The sequence below is a fragment of the Kitasatospora sp. NPDC004289 genome (assembly GCF_053602875.1).
In genome coordinates, this window is sequence record NZ_JBSGEL010000040.1 from 17,663 (window position 1) to 31,476 (window position 13,814).

A 13,814-nucleotide genomic window follows, 5' to 3' on the forward strand; every position below is an offset into this window, starting at 1 on the left:
CCGACCGCGCCGTCCTCCTGACGGCGTGCCACCGACCTGCGCCTGCGCGCGAGCCCAGCATCGCGGCCGCACGCCGCCCCGGCGCGGCGGGCACGTCCGAACGGCGGACCCCTCGGCCGGAAGGGTCAGCCGAGGCCGGCCGGGACGGGTGGCCGGTGGATCTCCTCCGGGTGGGCCGTGTGGCGTAGGGCCTCCTGGTGGGCGACGGTGCCGGCGGCGACGAGGGCGTTGAGGCCGGTCTCCAGGGTCTGCATGCCGTCGCGGTGGCCGGTCGCGATCACGTTGCGGATCTGACGGGTCTTCCCCTCGCGGATCAGGTTGCGGATCGCCGGGGTGGCGACCAGGACCTCGAAGGCGGCCGCCCGGCCGCCGCCGATCCGGGGGACCAGCGTCTGGTTGAGGACGCCGACCAGGGTGTGCGCCAACTGCAGGCGGACCTGGGGCTGTTGGGCGGCCGGGAAGACGTCGACGATCCGGTCCAGGGTCTGCGCCGTGTCGTTGGTGTGCAGGGTGGCGAGCACCAGGTGGCCGGTCTCGGCGATGGTCAGGGCGGCGGAGATGCTCTCCGGGTCGCGCATCTCGCCGAGCAGCAGCACGTCGGGGTCCTCGCGCAGGGCCGCGCGCAGCGCGGCGGGGAAGGACTCGGTGTCGGTGCCGACCTCCCGTTGGTTGACGGCCGAGCGCTTGTGGTGGTGCAGGTATTCGATCGGGTCCTCGATGGTGAGCACGTGCGCCGCCCGGTGTGTGTTGACGTGGTCGAGGAGCGCCGCCAGGCTGGTGGACTTCCCCGACCCGGTCGGTCCGGTGACCAGGACGAACCCGCGCGGCAGGCCCGCCCATCCGGTGACGACCGTGGGGAGCCCGAGCTGTTCGGCGGACGGCACCGCGAACGGGATGATCCGCAGGGCCAGCGCCGAGGCGCCGCGCTGGACGAAGGCGTTGCCGCGCAGCCGGGCCCGCTCCCCCCAGCTGAACGCGAAGTCGACCTGCCGGTCCCGGCGGAAGCGTGCGGTGAGCTCCGCTCCCAGGACCCCGGTCACCAGGCGGTCGACCTCGGCCTCGGTCAGCACAGCCCCCTCCACCCGCCGCAGGGCGCCGTCGACGCGTAGGAACGGTGCCGCTCCGGCGGTGAGCAGCAGGTCGCTGCCGCCCCGCGCCCACAGCTCGTCGAGCAAGTGGGAGATGACCGCGGCCCCCGGGCCGGACGCGGGCGGCGCCGCGGTGGTGTGCTCGTTCATGACAGGACCTTCCACTGCTCGACGGTGGCGTTGTGGCCGTCGAAGGAGACGGCGGCCTGGAGGAGCGGGCCGGACAGCAGGTCGATCCGGGTGCCGCCGAGGTGGGCGGTCGCGCCGCCGCCGCCGGCGGTGACGGTGTGGGTCACGGTCAGCCCGGCCAGTTGGGAGGTGTCGGTCAGACCGCAGGGTGCCAGGTCGATCCGGTCGGTCACCGGCGCGTCCGGGCCGGTGCGGACCGGGACGGACAGGGCTCCGTCGGCACCGGTGCAGGTGCTGCCGGGGAAGTCGACCGACACCTTCACCGAGGCCACGTCGCCGCTCTCCCGGTGCGTCACCCGGAGGGTGGCGTGGTCGAGCGGTCCGCTCCTGGCGGGGGCCGGCCGGTCGTAGCCGCCGAGCACGAGGGAGGCCCGGCCGTCTCCGGGGAGGGCGGCGTCCGCGACGTCGACGGGGGCGCCGGGAGCGGGGTCGGCGAATCCGCCGGCGTCGGTGGCGGAGGAGGGCTGTGCGGTCACCGTCGGATAGGCGGTGAACCGTACCGGCTCCGGCGGGATGCCGATCACCGGGCGGAGGTACCCGGGGGCCGGGGTGATGCCGACCGCGATGCTGCGGGCGACGATGCCGCGGGTGACGACCTGCGAGGTGACCTGACGCATCGACAGGTCGACGGCCGCGGTCGGCGCATAGACGGTGCCGTTGATCACCAAGCGGCTGTGCTCGGTGGCCGTGTCGGCGTCGGAGGTCGACTTCAGCACCGCACAGCCGCCGCCCGCGGTGAGGCAGCCGGACAGGGGCCGGATGGACGGGGCGCGGTACACCAGGTCGAGTTCGACGCCGTCGAGCCGGGCGGTGGCCGCCGTACTGTCCGCGCCCAGGCTCACCGCGTGGTCGACGGCGAGCGAGGTCAGCTGCTCGCCCCGGGTGACGCCGCAGGCGCCGAGGTCGATGACGTCGACTCCGAGCGCCCCTTGACGGGGGGTCAGGGGGTGCCGCGCGTCGCAGGCGGTACCGGTGCCCGAGACGGTCAGCGCCGCGGTCGGTGCGGCAGGCGCCGCCGATGCGGACGCGGGCGGCTCAGCGGGCACGGGCGGCTCAGCGGGCGGGGTCGGGGTGACGGGCGGGGCCGGGGTGGTGTCGTCCTCCTGGTGGGACACGCGGAGCAGGACCTTGTCGATCACCGCCCCCGCCGGCAGTGGCGCTGCCGCGAACCCGCCGAGCCGGATGGAGGCCGTCGGGGTGGCGGTGCCGAGGGTCGCGGTCGAGGGGGTGGCGTCGATCGCCCGCGCGTTCCGGGGATCGGTGAAGGCCGCGGCGGCGGGTGCGGCGGCGCCGACAGCCGTCGTGGGCCGCACCGTGAGCGGGGGTCGCCAGCTCAGGTCCAGTGCGAGGCCGTCGAGTTGGGCCTCGGCGGTGGTGCCGGCGGCGCCGAGGGCGGCGGTGTAGGTCACGGACAGGCCGGTCAGTTGGGCCGGGTCGGTGAGCCCGCAGGCGGCCGCCAGGTCCAGGGTGTCGGTGCCCAACGCCCCCTGGTGGGTGGGGAGTTGCTGCGGTCCGGCGCAGGGGCCGGGCAGGGCGGGCCCGGTCAGGGTGACCGCGGCCGTCGGCGGCGGTCCTCCCGGTGCTCCGGGGTCGCCGCGGTGCGCGACGCGCAGCAGCGCGCCGTCCAGGACCGAGCCGGGCGCCACCGAGGTGGTGTCGAACCCGCCGAGCTCGATGGTGGCAGTCGGCGCGGCCGGGCCGAGCGCGGCGCGGGCCGTGCCGGTGCCGTCGATCGCCCGGGCGTCGGCCGGGGACGTGAAGCCGGTCGACCGCGCGCTCGTGGCGGGCAGGGGTGGCGGCGGGGTGTGGACGACCTCGAGCCAGATGCCGTCCAGCGAGGCGGTGCCTGCGGTGCCGCCTGGTTTGAGTCCGGCGGTGTAGCCGGCGGTGAGGCCGGTCAGCCGGTCCGGGTCGGTGAGGCCACAGGCCGTCAGGTCCAGGCGGTCGTCGCGCAGTTCGGTCCGGACGGGGAGCGGCAGGCCGGTGCAGCTGCCGCCGCCACCGGCGGGGGTGACGGTGATCGCGGGCGCCGCGAGGTCGCCGGTCTCCCGGTGGGCCAACCGCAGCACGGCGGAGACGATCGTCGACCCGGACGGCAGCGGTGGCAGGCCGAACCCGCTGAGGGTGATCGACGCGGTCCGGGCCGACGGGCCCAGGTCGGCGCGGACCACCGCGGGGGCGGGCTGCTCGCCGATCTCCAGGGCGCTGTGGGCGTCGACGGCGGCGAACCCGGTCGAGGCCGACACCGCGGTGGGCTTGGCGGTGGTGGGGGTGCGGTAGGTGACCTCCAGCCAGATGCCGTCCAGGCGTTCGGTGGCGGCGGTGCCCCCGGTGTCCAGGGTGGCGGTGTGGGTGACCGTCAGGGCGGCGAGCCGGGCCGGGTCGGTGAGTCCGCAGGCGCCGAGCAGGTCGACCGGCGGATCCGTGGCGAGCTCCGCGTGACGGGGCGGGCTGACGGTGTGGCAGGTGTCCCGGCCGACGGCGGTGATGACCGTCAGCGCGCCGGGGGCGGTCAGCTCGCCGTCCTCCTGGTGCCGGACGTGGAGCGTCGCGCCGGTGACCACCGAGCCGGGCGGGACCTGTGGGGTGAAGCCGGCGAGCCGGATCGAGGCCGACCGGTGGTCCGTGGGGTCGAGGACGGCGTCGGCGGTGCAGCCCGCGGTGCCCGAGGGCTGCGGACAGCCGGGCGGGCCGGGGCGTTCGCCGCCGGTCAGGGCGCGGGCCGGATCGGTGAAGCCGGTGCCGGCAGCCACGGCGGTCGGCCGCAGCGTGTGCGAGGGTTTGGCCTGCTGGACCCCGTACACCGCGACCTGCTGCGCGTCCGGCCGCACCGGGGCGCAGAGTTCGACGTGTCCGCGGTCCACCTGGAACCGGCTGCCGCCGCCCATCACGACCTCGACCCCTTCGGGGCGGGTCCGGTCGCAGCCGCCGGGGTTGGGGACACTCGGGCGCGCGGGGGCCGCAGGGTCCCAGCCGGTGGGGGTGCCGCCGACCACGTCGACCGTGGGGTCGCCGACCGTCCAGGCCTCGGTGCCGCCGGTGAAGGTGAAGTCGAAGTAGTGGAGGCCCGGTTGGAGCCACAGGACGGCGCCGGGGCAGTCGCCGCCGGTGAGCCGGTTGAGGGCGCGGGCGTCGTCGTAGTAGCCGGGCGGCAGCGGCACCAGCCATCCGCCGGTGCCGGGGCAGCCGGGCACCGTCCGCCGGACCGGGACGGCGGTGGTGGGCGGGGTGAGGTCCGGGTCGGCGCCGAGGGCGTCGTCGGCGGGGGCGGGCGGGGTGTCGTCGGCGCAGCTGTGCGCGTACGGCGGCTGGGTCGGGGGCAGGGGGGCCCGGGAGACGGCGGCGGAGCAGGGCCCGACGGCGGACACGTCGCCCGTCACCACCATCGAGGCGCCGGTGGCGGTGGTGATGGAGGAGCGGGAGAAGACGCTCCCCTGCACGCGCACGCCGGGCGCGGTCACCTGGATGCCGTCCCCGGGTGCCTGCCCCAGGCTGCGCAGTGCGTCCTGAGGCTGGGTCAGGCGCGCGGTGGCGGTGGAGGCGTTGAGCGGGTCGCAGTGCACGGTCGTCCGCCGGCCGTTGATCGGCGGGGCGGTGTAGTCGGCGCACGGGTTGCCCCGTGCGAAGGCCTGGATCGCGAGCTGGGTGGCGCCGTCCGCGCTGTAGGCCCGCCTGCCCTGCTCGGCGTACGTGCCGGCGGCCTTCAGCGAGGCCCCGGTGAAGGACAGGACCGACACGGCGATCAGGCTGAAGACGAGGACGAAGGCCAGCGCGAGGATCAGGGTCGCGCCCTGCTCGTCGCGGTGCGGGCGGCCCGGGCACGGGCGGCCGGTCACGAGGTGCCCACCCGTCGGACGGCGGTGAGGGTGGTCGGGGGCGCGGCGGGGTCGGTCCGCACGGTCAGCGTCACCTCCAGGGGTGAGGTGCACGAGATCTCGGCACCGCAGGTCAGGGTCACCGGCCGGGTGACGGCGGCGTTGTCGAAGCGGCCCAGCGCCTTGGTGGCCACGACCCCGCCGGTGCAGCTGAGCCGGGTGAGGGCGCCGCTCGCCGGGTCGTAGGCGTAGACGACGTCGGTGCCGGTCCGGGTCAGATGAACGATCGGGTCGGCCGCGCCGCACGCGGGGGTGGTCGTGACGCCGTCGGCGCTCTGCACGTCACCGTGGAAGTAGCGGGTGAGCGCACCGGTGGCGCCGGAGGCGGCCACCCGCTTCTCGGTGCCGGCGGTGAAGCGGAGTCCGAGGAGCACCGCCGTCGGCAGCAGGGTCGCGATGATGCCCACGATGACGATCGTGACGAGCAGTTCGGTCAGGGTGAACCCGGACTCCGGGTGCCCGGGAGGCCGATGCGCCGTCATGACGCCATCCCCTCCCGCTTGATCACTTCGAGGGTGGTGTCCCGGACGGGGCGCGGGCCGCCCGACCGCACGGTGAGCGTCACCTGCTGCACGCCGGTGTCGGCCGCCGGGCAGGTCGCGGTGAACGCGCCGGCCCCGTCCCAGTACCGGACCTCGACGGTCACGGTGAACCCGGCGGGCGGGGTCGGCGTGCCGTAGCTCCGGGCGCAGGGGACGTACGGGCCGCCGAGGATCCCCTCCGCGGCGGTACGGACGGCCGCATCGGCGGTGGTCACCTTCCGCTGCGCGGCCGAGCCGGCAATCGCCGTCCCGATCCCCCCGAGGATCGCGACGAAAGCGACGCCGATGAGGGCCACCGCCACCAGCGCCTCGACCAGGGTCTCGCCCTCCTCGCCCCGCCGGTCCGGGCGCCGCAGGCGGTCCGGGTGCTGAGGGAGGTCCGGGTGCTGCGGGCAGTCCGGGTGCTGCGGGCAGTCCGGGCTGCTCGGGCGGTGCCGTGGGTGGCGGGCCGGGCCGGTCACTGGACCTCGACCTGGCTGTAGACGCCGTAGATCGCCGAGAGCAGCGCCACGGCCACGAAGCCCACCACGGCCCCGACCATGACCACCACGGTCGGCTCGAACAGGCTGGTGAGCCGTTTGATCCGGTGCTGCAGTTCCTTCTCGTAGAAGTCCGAGACGTTCTCCAGCTGTTCGTCGAGGGTGCCGGTCTCCTCCCCCACCCGCATCATCTGGGTGACCGCCCCGGGGAACAGGCCGCTGCGGGCGATCGGCCGGGAGATGCCACCGCCTTCGAGCACCTCGGCCCGGACCACCCCGACGGCCCGCTCGTACACCAGGTTGTCGGTGCCGGCGCCGGCCAGCGCGAGCGCCTCCGGCACCGGGACGCCCGCCTTGATCATCGAGGTCAGGATGCGGCAGAAGCGCTCGATGACGAGGAAGCGGACCACGTCGCCGAGGACCGGCGTCGCCAGCAGGGCACGGTCACGCAGGGCCCGCCCCCGCTCGGTCCGCAGGGCGGCCAGCAGCGCCAGTGCGAGCGCGGCCAGGGCGCCGGCGATGACCGGGTACCAGGCCGCGACGAAGTCGGTGAAGCCCAGCAGGATCCGGGTGGGCAACGGGAGTTGGGCGTCGAAGGACGCGAAGAAGTCCTTGAAGCGGGGCAGCACGAAGAGCACCAGGACCAGCACCACGGCGAGGGCGAGCCCCATCACCAGGAGCGGATAGGTCAGGGCCGAGCGGACACTGCGCCGGCCCTCCACGTCACGGTCGATGTAACGGGCCAACTGGGCCATCACCAGGTCGAGTTCGCCGGTCGCCTCGGCCGAGCGCAGGACCGAGACGTAGAACGGCGGGAGTGCCTTGCGGTGGGCGGCCATCGCGGCGGCGAAGCCCTCGCCGAAGCGCAGCGAGTCCATCACGTCGACGAGCACCCGGCCCAGCTTCCGGTCCTTGGTCTCGGCGCGGATGATCTCCAGGGCGTCCAGCAGGGGCACGCCGGCCCTGACGAAGGCGGCCATCTGCCGGGAGAAGTTGCTCAGTTCGACCAGGTCGACCTTCTCCGGCGTGAGTTCGAGCTGCAGCAGGTTCCGGCCGACGGCCTTCACCGACTGCACCTCGTAGCCCTGCCGGCTCAGACTTCCCCGCACGCCGTCGACGCTGGAGCCCTTGAGCACGCCGGTGGCCCGCTTGCCGTCCGGGCCGAGTGCGACGTAAGTGAAGGTGGCCATGCCAGTGCCCTCCTGATGTTCCGGGGTGGGTGTGGTTGGGGACGCCGGGCGGGCAGCGGCCTCAGGCCACGTACACGCTGGACATGATCTCGGCGATGGTGGTGACGCCCTCCTCCACCAGCCGGACGCCGCCGTCCAGGAGGCTCTCCATGTGCTGCTCGCGGGCGGCCCGGCGCAGGAGGTGGACCGGCGCGTTCTCGACCAGCAGCCGCTTGACCTCCTCGCTCATGACGAGCAGTTCGAAGACGCCGATCCGCTCCTGGTAGCCCGTCCGGGAGCAGAAGGCGCAGCCGCGGCCCTGCCAGAACGCGGCGTCGGGCGACCCGCCGGCCCGGGCGAAGAAGGCGAGTTCGTCCACGCCGGGCCGGTGGGGCTCACGGCAGTGGTCGCAGATCCGCCGCACCAGGCGCTGGCTGACCACGCCGGTGACGGTGGAGGTGATCAGGAACGGCTCGATGCCCATGTCGGCGAACCGGTGCAGCGCGGAGCAGGAATCGGCGGCGTGGATCGACGACAGCACGAAGTGGCCGGTGAGGGCGGACTCGACCGCGATCCGCGCCGCCTCCGCGTCCCGGATCTCGCCGACCAGGATGACGTCGGGGTCCTGCCGCAGGATCGAACGCAGCCCGGTCGCGAAGGAGATGCCCGCCTGCTCGTTGATCTGGATCTGGTTGACCGACGGGACGACGTACTCCACCGGGTCCTCGATGGTGGTGATGTTGCGCTCGCTCTGGTTCAGCTCGCCGAGGGTGGCGTAGAGGGTGGTCGTCTTGCCGCTGCCGGTCGGTCCGGCGCAGGCGACCATGCCGTACGGGGAGCGCAGCAGCGAGGCGAACCGTTCGTGGGTCGCGGCGGGCATGCCGAGCTCGCCGAGCCGCAGCAGGGTGCGGTTGCTGTCCAGCAGCCGCAGCACGGCCTTCTCCCCCCAGATGGTGGGACTGGTCGCGACCCGGATGTCGACCGACCTGCCGTCGATCTCGGTGGTGATCTGGCCATCCTGCGGGCGCCGCCGGTCGACGATGTTCATGGTGGCCATGATCTTGATCCGGCTGACCAGCGACGGGCCCATGCTCTCCGGCAGGCTGAGCACGTCGTGCAGCGCGCCGTCGATGCGGTAGCGGACCCGGACCCGGTCGGCGTGCGGTTCGACGTGGATGTCCGAGGCCCGGTCCCGCAGGCCCTGGGTCAGCATCAGGTTGACCAGGTGCACGACCGGCGCGTCCTCGCTCACCACCCTGGCCGAGGAGTTGGCCTCGCGGCCGCTCTCGGTCGCCTCGAAGGCCTCGACCAGGCTGCTGACGCCGGTCAGCGCCCGGTAGGTGCGGTCGATCGAGCGCCGGATGTCCGAGGGGGCCGCGATCGCCAACCGCACCCGGTCCGGCGCGACGGCCCGGCCGAGCTCGTCGAGCACCCGGGGGTCGGCCGGGTCGGAGGCCGCGACCAGCAGCGTGCCGCCCTCCCGCCGGACCGCGACCACGCCCAGCGAACGGGCCAAGGCCTCGGGCACCCGGGAGGCCGCCTCGGGGTCGGGCTCGCTCTGGCGCAAGTCGGCGACCGGCAGGTCGAGTTGCTCCGCGAGCGCCTCGATCAGCGATCGCTCGTCGACCATGCCGAGCTCGACCAGCAGAGCCCCGAGCCGCCTGCCGGAGGCCGACTGCTGCAGCAGCGCTTCGTCCGTCTGCGCCGGGGTCAACAGGCCGCGCCGCACCAGGAGTTCGCCGATGCGCGGCCCCGTCCGCTCCGCGGGCGGCGACGGCTCCTCGACCGGCGCGGCACCGTCGGCCGCTCCACCCGCCGAGCCGGCCGGGTCCACGGGGCCGGCCGGGTCCAGCGGGTCCGCCGTCGCCGAACGGCGCCTGAGAAGCCGGCGATTCGCCACGGAACCCACCCCTAGGTCAGCTGCTGATTAGTCAGCGGGATACTACATGGAACCCTCGGATCTTCCACCCCTGACGATCAGTACGGCTCGCAGAAGCAACCCCTTGCAAGCCCTTTGCCTCGTCCGTAGTCTACGGCTGATTACTCACGTGGTTACTAGCGACCGGCGCCCCTCGCACCGGTCGCCGTGGATGGAGAAAGATGCTCACCAACCTGCACCGAACCCTGCGCCGCCGGATACGCGCGCGGAGCCAGGCGGCCGAAGCCGGCTTCACCCTGGTCGAACTCCTCGTGGTCATCGTGATCCTCGGCGTCCTGTCCGCCATCGTGGTCTTCTCCGTCCGCGGCATCAGCGACAAGGGCCAGGGCGCGGCGTGCAAGACGGACAGGACCACGATCCAGACCGCCGAGGAGGCCTACTTCGCCGGCGGCCGCGACAGGTACGCCACCATGGCCGAGCTGGTGCGGGACGGCTTCCTGTCCACCCCCTCCGGCTGGTACGACGTCAGCGTCGCCGCGAACGGCAGCGCCTACACCGTCGCGCTGCTGCAGCCGGCCACCGGCGCCCCGCCGAACCCCTGCACCTGACGCCGGACGGTCCGCGCCCGGACCCGAACGCCCTGCCACCCACCCGGCGGTGCGCCGGGCGGCAGCCCGACTGCCGCCCGGCGCACCGCCGTCGGCACGTCCGACGAACGCCCGCACCACTCCTCCACCCGCCGGCACCGGCCGGCCCGTACGGAACGGCACCCACGCGCGCATGCCCGCCACCCTCGTCCTCGTCACCGGTCTGCTGGGGCTCGCGGTGGGGTCCTTCCTCAACGTCGCCGTCTCCCGGATCCCGGCCGGCCGCTCGGTCGTCCGGCCCCGGTCCGCGTGCCCCCGGTGCGCCGCTCCGATCGCGGCCCGGGACAACGTCCCCGTGCTGTCCTGGCTCCTGCTGGGCCGGCGCTGCCGCGCCTGCCGGGCGCCGATCCCCGCGCGCTACCCGCTGATCGAGGCGCTCACCGCGCTGCTGTTCGCCGCCGAGGCACTGCGGTTCGGCCCGTCGGCCGCGCTCCCCGCCCACCTGGTCTTCACCGCCGGGCTGGTGGCCCTGGCCGCGTGCGACGCCGAACACTTCCTGCTCCCCCGGCTGCTGGTCTACCCGACGCTCGGCCTCACCGCCGCCTGCCTGCTCGCGGCAGCCGCCGCCACCGGCCAGTGGCAGCGGCTCGCCGTGACGGCCGCCTGCGGCCTCGCGGGCTTCGCCGTCTTCTTCGCCCTCCACTGGGTGCGGCCGGCCTGGCTCGGCTTCGGCGACGTGCGCCTGGCCGGCCTGCTCGGCACCGGGCTCGGCTGGCTCGGCCCGGGGCACCTGGTCCTCGCGGTGCTGGGCGGCAGTGCCGCCGGGCTGCTGGTGGGCCTGGTGCTGATCGCCTCGGGCCGGGCCACCCGGCACACCCGGCTCCCGTTCGGGCTCTTCCTCGCCGCCGGTGCCATCGCCGCCGTCCTGCTCGGCGGCCCCGTGCTGCACTGGTACGAGGGCCTGGCCGATGCCTACGCGACGGGTGCGCCGTCCCGCGCCGGAGGCTGACCGCCCGTCAGGCCGGGAGCCGGCCCCACGCTCCCGGCTCTTCCGCGCACGGGCTTCAGTCGGCACAGTGACGATCCTTACCCTAGCTACCATGAAGGAACTTGATCTGCCACTGGCCGAGTGGATCGTACTCGCACTCATGGCCGAAGGGCCCAGTCACGGCTTCGCCATCGCCACCCTGACCGCGGAGGGGGCGGAGATCGGCGAGTTCTGGTACGTCTCGCGGCCCATGGTCTACCGGTCCATCACCCGGCTGGTGGACCGCGGCCTCATCACCCCGGTCGGCGCCGAGGACGGCAACCGCGGACCGCAGCGGATGGTCTACGCCGCCACCCGCGCGGCGAAGTCCACCGTCACCCGGTGGCTCGGCGAGCCGGTGACCGAGCTGTTCGACGTCCGCGCCGACCTCACCTGCAAGCTGCTGCTGCTCCAGCGCCGGGACGCGAGTCCCGTCCGCCTGATCGAGCGTCAGCGGGTCGTCATCGACGAGATCGAGGAGTCGCTGCGCGCCAAGGAGGAGGCCGCCGGGGACCAGCTGGCCGGGGCGATCTACGCCTGGCGGCTGGAACACGTCCGCGCCGCGAGCCGGTTCCTCGACACCGTCGAGGCCGCCTCGGCGAAGGCGGTCGCCAGGACCGCCTGACGTCCTCCGCTGGTCGTCCTTCCTCGGCAACCACGTCAGCGCCCCGGCGCGGCGTGCAATCCGACCGGCAGCCGCCGGAACGACCACGACGGACGGGACCCCGGCAGCCCCCACCCGCACGCCCGGCACCACGGCCGGTAGCCGCAGGCGGTGCACCACGGTGCGGGGACGCCACCAACTCGGGCTCGGCGATCGCGACTTCGCGATCGCCGAGCCCTTCGCACAGCTGGGTGCCTCAGCGGCTCACCGCCTCAGCGCCCGACCGCCTCGGCGGTCACGGCACCTCGACGACGGTCTCGCAGGAGCCGCCCGGCGAGACCGAGTCCGTACCGGCCAGCGCCGGACCGCCGTTGGCGTCGCCGGCACAGACGTCCGTACCGCTGCCACCGGCCAGCACGTCGCTGCCGGCGCCGCCGACCACCACGTCGTTGCCGCCGCCTCCGGAGAGCGCGTCGTCACCGGCGCCGCCGTTGACCAGGTCGTCCCCGTCCCCGCCGCTGACGGCGTCGTTGCCGTCCCCGGCGTCGACGTAGTCGGCGCCGCTGCCCGCCGCCACGGCGTCGTTGCCACCGAAGGTGCAGATCGTGTCCTCGCCGCCGTTCCCGCTCACGGCGTCGTTCCCGTTGCCGGTCACGATCACGTCGGCGCCGCTGGTACCGGCCACCGCGCCGCTGCCGGTGATGGTGGCGGCGAGACCGCGGCAGCCGGCCGAGACGGTGATCGTCACGGTCGCCGTGTTCGAGTCGTCCGCGCCGTCGTTCACCTTGTAGCTGAAGCCGTCACCGCCCGCGTAGGCGCTGTCCGGCTGGTAGGCGAACGATCCGTCCGGGTTGAGCGTGAGGGTGCCGTGCGCCGGTCCGCTCACCAGCGAGGCGGTCAGCGGGTTGCCGTCGGGGTCCGTGTCGTTGCCGAGGACCCCGGGGGCGGCGACCACCAGCGGGGTGTCCGCCCCGATGTGGCCGTACGCGTCGTTGGCCGCGGCCGGCGGCCGGTTGGTCCGGTTGAACAGCACCGAGGCGTCGTTGACGAAGGTCGCCGAGCCGTTGCTGTTGGCCGTGGCGATGTCGGGGCGCCCGTCGCCGTCGAGGTCGGCCACCGCGACGGCCTGCGGGTTGCGGCCGCCGGCCAGCCCGAAGGCCACCGGGCTGCCGAACGCCCCGGTGCCGTCGCCCTCCAGCACCAGCACCTCGTTCGAGTCGGCGCCCGCGACGGCCAGGTCGGCGTGGCCGTCACCGTTCAGGTCGGCCACCGAGGCCGAGCTGAGGTTCACCCCCGCCGTCAGGACGTTCGCGGTGCCGAACCCGCCGGCACCGTCGCCGAGCAGCACCGCCACCCGCCCCGGCGAGCCGGGCGCCACGACGACCGCGTCCGCCCGTCCGTCCGCGTTGACGTCGGCCAGCCGGACCTCGGACGGCAGGGTCACGCCGGACGCGACGCCCGACGCGGCGCCGAAGCCCCCGCTGCCGTCACCCAGGAGCACGCTCAGGGTGCCGGTCGAGGAGTTGGCGGTGACGAGGTCGAGGCGGCCGTCGGCGTCGAGGTCGGCGGCCGCGATGCCCTGCGGGTTGGCGCCGCCGCCCAGGGCGGACTGCGCCGCCGTGCCGAAGGTTCCGTCGCCGTTGCCGAGCACCACCGAGACGTTGGCGGTGTTCGCGTTGGAGGTCGCGAGGTCGGGCGTGCCGTTCCCGTCGAAGTCGCCCACGGCGACGTCGGTGGGGAAGCGCGCGACGCACGGGTTGTCGCCGGTGGTGTCGCAGCCGGGCACCGGGTTGAGCTGCGCCTTCGCCCCGGTGCCGAGGACACCGGAGCCGTCGCCGAGCCAGACCAGGGCGACGTTGCCGCGCGAGTCCTGGCTGACCACGTCTTGGTGGCCGTCGCCGTTGAGGTCGCGGATCACCGCGGAGGTGAGGAAGACGCTCGAAACGGTGCGCGGCGCCGGGTACTTCGTCACGGCGCCGAAGGCACCGCCGCCCGTGCCGAGGAACACTCCGAGGCCCTCGGCGCGGATCGCGGTCACGAGGTCGGGAGTCCCGTCCCCGTTGAGGTCACCGATCGCGACGGCGGCGCTGCCGCGGCCGTTGTCGTCGAGGTTGACCGCGGTGGCGAAGGCGGTGGGGTCGGCGCCGGCCGCCGAGGCCGGGCCACCGGCCAGTGCGACGGCCGTCATGGCGAGGACGAGTGCCGGCACCGTGCCGGAGCGGGCGAGCGCGCGGGAGCGGCCGCCCGGCAGGAGGTGTCGACGTGAGGATCTGCCCATGGATGAGGCCCCTCCTCGGGGCCTGGTGAAAGGGAGTTGATGGTGCGGAACCGTGCGGCACGGGGGCGGGACGGGCCGTCGGCGGGCGGAGCTGGTG

10 protein-coding genes are annotated in these 13,814 nt (G+C 74.6%); 3 read left to right on the forward strand and 7 right to left on the reverse strand.

Annotated elements, in window-relative coordinates; all coding sequences use genetic code 11:
* Nucleotides 1-125: 125 nt before the first annotated feature.
* The 6 genes from ACWEPF_RS25155 to ACWEPF_RS25180 all read right to left on the reverse strand — a co-directional run bounded on the left by ACWEPF_RS25155 (nucleotide 126) and on the right by ACWEPF_RS25180 (nucleotide 9,242).
* On the reverse strand, nucleotides 126-1,238 hold the full coding sequence (locus tag ACWEPF_RS25155) for a type IV pilus twitching motility protein PilT (RefSeq protein ID WP_452174265.1): 1,113 nt from the start codon (nucleotides 1,236-1,238) through the stop codon (nucleotides 126-128).
* Nucleotides 1,235-5,113, reverse strand: coding sequence for a hypothetical protein (locus ACWEPF_RS25160; RefSeq protein WP_452174266.1), 3,879 nt, complete (start codon nucleotides 5,111-5,113; stop codon nucleotides 1,235-1,237). Before ACWEPF_RS25160 ends, ACWEPF_RS25155 begins: the two co-directional genes overlap by 4 nt.
* Complete coding sequence (locus ACWEPF_RS25165; protein WP_452174267.1) at nucleotides 5,110-5,634, reverse strand: type II secretion system protein; 525 nt, start codon at nucleotides 5,632-5,634, stop codon at nucleotides 5,110-5,112. Before ACWEPF_RS25165 ends, ACWEPF_RS25160 begins: the two co-directional genes overlap by 4 nt.
* Nucleotides 5,631-6,155, reverse strand: a complete 525-nt coding sequence (locus tag ACWEPF_RS25170; RefSeq protein WP_452174268.1) for a type IV pilus modification PilV family protein — start codon at nucleotides 6,153-6,155, stop codon at nucleotides 5,631-5,633. The genes ACWEPF_RS25165 and ACWEPF_RS25170 overlap by 4 nt, the downstream gene beginning before the upstream one ends.
* Nucleotides 6,152-7,363 carry a type II secretion system F family protein gene (locus tag ACWEPF_RS25175; RefSeq protein ID WP_452174269.1) on the reverse strand — a complete coding sequence of 404 codons (1,212 nt, stop codon included), beginning with the start codon at nucleotides 7,361-7,363 and terminating at the stop codon, nucleotides 6,152-6,154. The genes ACWEPF_RS25170 and ACWEPF_RS25175 overlap by 4 nt, the downstream gene beginning before the upstream one ends.
* Nucleotides 7,364-7,424: 61 nt before the next feature.
* Nucleotides 7,425-9,242 (reverse strand): GspE/PulE family protein, encoded by a 1,818-nt coding sequence (locus ACWEPF_RS25180; protein ID WP_452174270.1) that lies wholly within the window; start codon nucleotides 9,240-9,242, stop codon nucleotides 7,425-7,427.
* A 200-nt stretch (nucleotides 9,243-9,442) separates the two neighbouring features.
* Between ACWEPF_RS25180 and ACWEPF_RS25185 the strand changes: the two genes are divergently transcribed.
* From ACWEPF_RS25185 to ACWEPF_RS25195, 3 genes are all read left to right on the forward strand, one after another.
* Nucleotides 9,443-9,829 carry a type IV pilin protein gene (locus tag ACWEPF_RS25185; protein WP_452174271.1) on the forward strand — a complete coding sequence of 129 codons (387 nt, stop codon included), beginning with the start codon at nucleotides 9,443-9,445 and terminating at the stop codon, nucleotides 9,827-9,829.
* A 172-nt stretch (nucleotides 9,830-10,001) separates the two neighbouring features.
* Nucleotides 10,002-10,817: a prepilin peptidase gene (locus ACWEPF_RS25190; protein WP_452174272.1), complete on the forward strand. Its 816-nt coding sequence runs from the start codon at nucleotides 10,002-10,004 to the stop codon at nucleotides 10,815-10,817.
* A gap of 91 nt (nucleotides 10,818-10,908) precedes the next feature.
* The gene (locus ACWEPF_RS25195) at nucleotides 10,909-11,460 is read left to right on the forward strand and encodes a PadR family transcriptional regulator (protein ID WP_452174273.1); all 552 of its coding nucleotides are present in this window, start codon (nucleotides 10,909-10,911) and stop codon (nucleotides 11,458-11,460) included.
* Nucleotides 11,461-11,734: 274 nt separating this feature from the next.
* Here ACWEPF_RS25195 and ACWEPF_RS25200 read toward each other — a convergent pair whose 3' ends face one another.
* Nucleotides 11,735-13,717, reverse strand: a complete 1,983-nt coding sequence (locus ACWEPF_RS25200; protein WP_452174274.1) for an FG-GAP-like repeat-containing protein — start codon at nucleotides 13,715-13,717, stop codon at nucleotides 11,735-11,737.
* Nucleotides 13,718-13,814 lie beyond the last annotated feature (97 nt).

Coding starts and splice junctions, on each gene's coding strand:
- ACWEPF_RS25200 (WP_452174274.1), bottom strand. CDS start 13,717: ATGGGCAGATCCTCACGTCGACACCTCCTGCCGGGCGGCCGCTCCCGC.
- ACWEPF_RS25185 (WP_452174271.1), top strand. CDS start 9,443: ATGCTCACCAACCTGCACCGAACCCTGCGCCGCCGGATACGCGCGCGG.
- ACWEPF_RS25175 (WP_452174269.1), bottom strand. CDS start 7,363: ATGGCCACCTTCACTTACGTCGCACTCGGCCCGGACGGCAAGCGGGCC.
- ACWEPF_RS25190 (WP_452174272.1), top strand. CDS start 10,002: ATGCCCGCCACCCTCGTCCTCGTCACCGGTCTGCTGGGGCTCGCGGTG.
- ACWEPF_RS25165 (WP_452174267.1), bottom strand. CDS start 5,634: ATGACGGCGCATCGGCCTCCCGGGCACCCGGAGTCCGGGTTCACCCTG.
- ACWEPF_RS25155 (WP_452174265.1), bottom strand. CDS start 1,238: ATGAACGAGCACACCACCGCGGCGCCGCCCGCGTCCGGCCCGGGGGCC.
- ACWEPF_RS25195 (WP_452174273.1), top strand. CDS start 10,909: ATGAAGGAACTTGATCTGCCACTGGCCGAGTGGATCGTACTCGCACTC.